The following is a 3,214-nucleotide window of genomic DNA, read 5'->3' as shown; positions in this document are numbered from 1 at the left end:
CGACGTCGGTGGAAGCCATGGATTCCGAGACGTCGATCACCAGCATGACGACGGCGCGGTTGAGCGGGATCCGGACATTGGACGTCGGCCCGGCCATCGCCGTGGTGAGCAACACCAGTGATGTGGCGAGCAGGATCGTGGGCAGGTGCCGCCACCGGCCGGGGTGACGCGGCGCGACGCGCTCCAACACGTCCATGTTGGCGAAGCGCAGCACCCGCCGGCGGCGGGCGAATTGCTGGACGACATAGATCCCTATCACCAACAGCACGGCCAGCAGGAACAGGAAGAACCAGGCGTGCTGGAAGCCCGTCAGCGATACCGGGCCCAACAGCGGCAACTTCATGTTCAGCCACAGTATTCGTCAAACGCTGACGGTGCACAGTCGCGGCGTCGCGTACTTAAATACCTGACCGACTTCGCTAGGAGCAACAGTCTGGGTCCAACGCGGCACACAACGCTTGCATCGCGTCCGGACGGACCCGATGAAACACGTTCATCCCGCGCCGATCCGAGGCTATGAGTCCCGCCTTACGGAGCTGACTCAGGTGATGGCTGACCGTGGACTCGCTAAGTCCCAACGCGACCGCGAGCTCCCCCGAGATCTCCTCTCCTGCGGGGGAACTGAACAGATACGACACAATCTTGACCCGCACCGGATCTGCCAGGGCCTTGAGACGCAACGCGACCTGCAACGCGTCCTCATCGCTCATTGGACCTGAGGCCACCGGGGCGCAACAGACCGGCGCACTCGCGTCGATCACCGGCAACGCTTTGGGCATCACCCCATACTGCCATAAAGTTTGACATATATCGAAAAGGTGGCAGGCTGGGCTCTGGCACTAGTTCGATATATGTCTCAGAAGTCGGAGGTTCCTGACATGTCCCGCGTTCAATTGGCCCTCAACGTCGATGACCTGGATGAGGCAATCACGTTCTACTCCAAGCTGTTTAACACCGAGCCAGCCAAACGCAAGCCCGGCTACGCCAACTTTGCCGTGGCTGAACCCCCGCTCAAGCTGGTCCTGATCCAGAACCCCGGCAAAGGCGGCTCGCTCAACCACCTCGGCGTCGAGGTCGAGTCCAGCGAGACCGTGGGTGCGGAGATCGTCCGCCTGAGCGGAGCCGGTCTGTTCACGGAGGAGGAGATGAACACCACCTGTTGTTTTGCCACCCAAGACAAAGTGTGGGTCACCGGGCCAGACGGTGAGAAATGGGAGGTCTACACCAAGCTGGCCGACGCCGAGACATTCGGCGCATCCGGCCCCGCTGCCGCAGAAGCCGAGACCTGCGCGTGCAACGGCGGCACGCCGTGAGCGATGCGGGACGATGGCATTGATCGCTTCACCCCTGAGGCAGAGGATGACGCAACTAATAGATCGCGCAGCTATCGCCGCCGACCTCGACCGAGCACGCATCGATTTCCAGCGCCTCATCGAGATGACCGATGACGATGACTGGACCAAACCGACCAGAGGCACTAGGTGGAACAACGAAGAACTGTTGTTTCATATGGTGTTCGGATACATGGTTGTGCAACGCCTCCTGTTGCTGGTGCGCTTGTTCGACCGGCTCCCCGACTCCGTTAGTCGCGGCTATGCGCGATTGCTCAATGCCGTCACACCGGCATTCGATGGGGTCAACTTCTACGGATCGCGTTTCGCTGCGAGCTTCTACAACCGAAAGCGTATGGGCGCCAAGCTGGACCACGTGATCGACTCGCTGCAACGCTCGCTTCGTCGAGCACCCGAGGACGCCTTCAGGCGCGGCATGCACTATCCGAAGGACTGGGATCCCTACTTCCGCGACTACATGACGCTGGAAGATCTCTACCGCTACCCCGGTCAGCACTATGACCATCATCGGCAACAGCTAACGCTGACAAAGCTGGCCTGAAAGTCCGGCGATGAGTTTCGCCACGGTTTGCGGTCTGTATCCCCAACAGGTCGTCAACCGCACCCGAGGAGATCATCATGACCGCCACCTACACCTTCGACGTCTTTTCCAGCCTCGACGGCTTCGGCGGCGTCAGCGGCGGCGACTGGGGCGGCTACTGGGGCAAGCAGGGACCCGAACTGCTCGACCGCCGCCTCGCCCTGTACGAGGAGAAGCAGCGAATGATCATGGGCGCCAACACATATCGGCTATTCGCGCAAATGCTGGCCGAGAGCACCGAGGAGTCCGAGGTGCACGACCCGTGGGTCACCCGGATGAGGTACCTGCCGGCGACGGTGGTGTCGACCTCCCTGGACGGGCCCCTCGACTGGCCTGACGCGACCGTCGTGCGCGGCGACGCCGTCGACGTCGTGGCCCGGCTCAAGGAGGAATCAGAGGTGCCGTTGCGCTCGCACGGCAGCCTGTCGATGAACCGAGCGTTGATGGCCGCCGGCTTGGTCGACCGTGTCCAGGTGACGCTGTTCCCGGTGATCACCGGTCAGACCGGCGACGGCCCGATCTTCCAGGGTGCGGCCGACTTCGACCTCGAGCTGATCGAGAGCCGAACGCTCGACGGCAACATCCAAGAACTCATCTACCGGCCCACCCTGCACGTCTTAGTGCGCTAGGGCCCGACGACATGGAGACGAGATAGCCGCTCTCCGGCGACTCGCGATTGGCCGAAGAATTTCTGAGATACACCCGCGCTTGTACCGCGCGCAGCCAGGTAAGCGCGAGGACATGATTCCTGGCAGCGCTGCAACGAAAGTCTCTACGCGCCAATATATTTCAGGTTCGCCGCAATGCGTGAACCAGTTTAGTTGTTTGTGGGTGGTGGTTGGGGTTGGAAGGGGTCATACCACCACCAGTCGGCGCGTTCGCCGAGAGGCCCGGGACACGGCGGGACGGCGGGCGGGGGTTGCGTTGGTGGGCGCGCCAGCGATCCCGGGCTTAGTAATCGGCCGGTGTCGTCGGTGACGGTGAGATCATCGGCGGGTCCGGTGATGGTGATGACCCCACGATGGTGTAGCCGGTGATGGTAGGGGCAGACCAGTACCAGGTTGGCCAGCTCGGTGGGCCCGCCGTCTTCCCAGTGGCGGATGTGATGAGCGTGCAGACCCCGGCTGGCCCCGCAGCCAGGAACCACGCACGCGCGGTCGCGGTGCTCGAGCGCACGGCGAAGCCGGCGGTTGATCAGCCGAGTCGAGCGCCCGGCGCCGATGAGCTGACCGTCGCGTTCCAACCACACCTCACAGGTGGCATCACAGGACAGGTATTGGCG

Annotated in this window: 6 protein-coding genes; 3 read left to right on the top strand and 3 right to left on the bottom strand. The window is 62.7% G+C overall.

The window, feature by feature from the left end; translation table 11 throughout:
• A partial coding sequence (locus A5747_RS24010; protein ID WP_198938253.1) for a BatA domain-containing protein occupies positions 1-343 on the bottom strand: 343 nt, incomplete at its 3' end.
• 76 nt (positions 344-419) lie between these two features.
• Complete coding sequence (locus A5747_RS24005) at positions 420-779, bottom strand: Rv2640c family ArsR-like transcriptional regulator (RefSeq protein WP_076128951.1); 360 nt, start codon at positions 777-779, stop codon at positions 420-422.
• 99 nt (positions 780-878) lie between these two features.
• Here A5747_RS24005 and A5747_RS24000 point away from each other — a divergent pair, with 99 nt between their 5' ends.
• The 3 genes from A5747_RS24000 (at position 879) to A5747_RS23990 (ending at position 2,561) form a co-directional block, all read left to right on the top strand.
• Positions 879-1,313, top strand: coding sequence for an ArsI/CadI family heavy metal resistance metalloenzyme (locus A5747_RS24000; RefSeq protein ID WP_076128948.1), 435 nt, complete (start codon positions 879-881; stop codon positions 1,311-1,313).
• A gap of 46 nt (positions 1,314-1,359) precedes the next feature.
• On the top strand, positions 1,360-1,893 hold the full coding sequence (locus tag A5747_RS23995) for a DinB family protein (protein ID WP_198938252.1): 534 nt from the start codon (positions 1,360-1,362) through the stop codon (positions 1,891-1,893).
• A gap of 77 nt (positions 1,894-1,970) precedes the next feature.
• Positions 1,971-2,561 (top strand): dihydrofolate reductase family protein, encoded by a 591-nt coding sequence (locus A5747_RS23990; RefSeq protein ID WP_076128946.1) that lies wholly within the window; start codon positions 1,971-1,973, stop codon positions 2,559-2,561.
• Positions 2,562-2,749: 188 nt separating this feature from the next.
• Here the strand turns inward: A5747_RS23990 and A5747_RS23985 are convergent.
• The coding region (locus A5747_RS23985) for an HNH endonuclease signature motif containing protein (protein WP_142245718.1) at positions 2,750-3,214 on the bottom strand (465 nt) is incomplete at its 5' end.

The organism is Mycobacterium sp. IS-836 (assembly GCF_001954275.1).
Lineage (GTDB): Bacteria > Actinomycetota > Actinomycetes > Mycobacteriales > Mycobacteriaceae > Mycobacterium.
This window is presented reverse-complemented; position numbering and strand designations above follow the sequence as displayed.

What these genes read in the sequence shown, in the direction of transcription:
- A5747_RS24005 (WP_076128951.1), bottom strand. Translation starts at nt 779, where the DNA reads ATGCCCAAAGCGTTGCCGGTGATCGACGCGAGTGCGCCGGTCTGTTGC.
- A5747_RS24000 (WP_076128948.1), top strand. Translation starts at nt 879, where the DNA reads ATGTCCCGCGTTCAATTGGCCCTCAACGTCGATGACCTGGATGAGGCA.
- A5747_RS23995 (WP_198938252.1), top strand. Translation starts at nt 1,360, where the DNA reads ATGACGCAACTAATAGATCGCGCAGCTATCGCCGCCGACCTCGACCGA.
- A5747_RS23990 (WP_076128946.1), top strand. Translation starts at nt 1,971, where the DNA reads ATGACCGCCACCTACACCTTCGACGTCTTTTCCAGCCTCGACGGCTTC.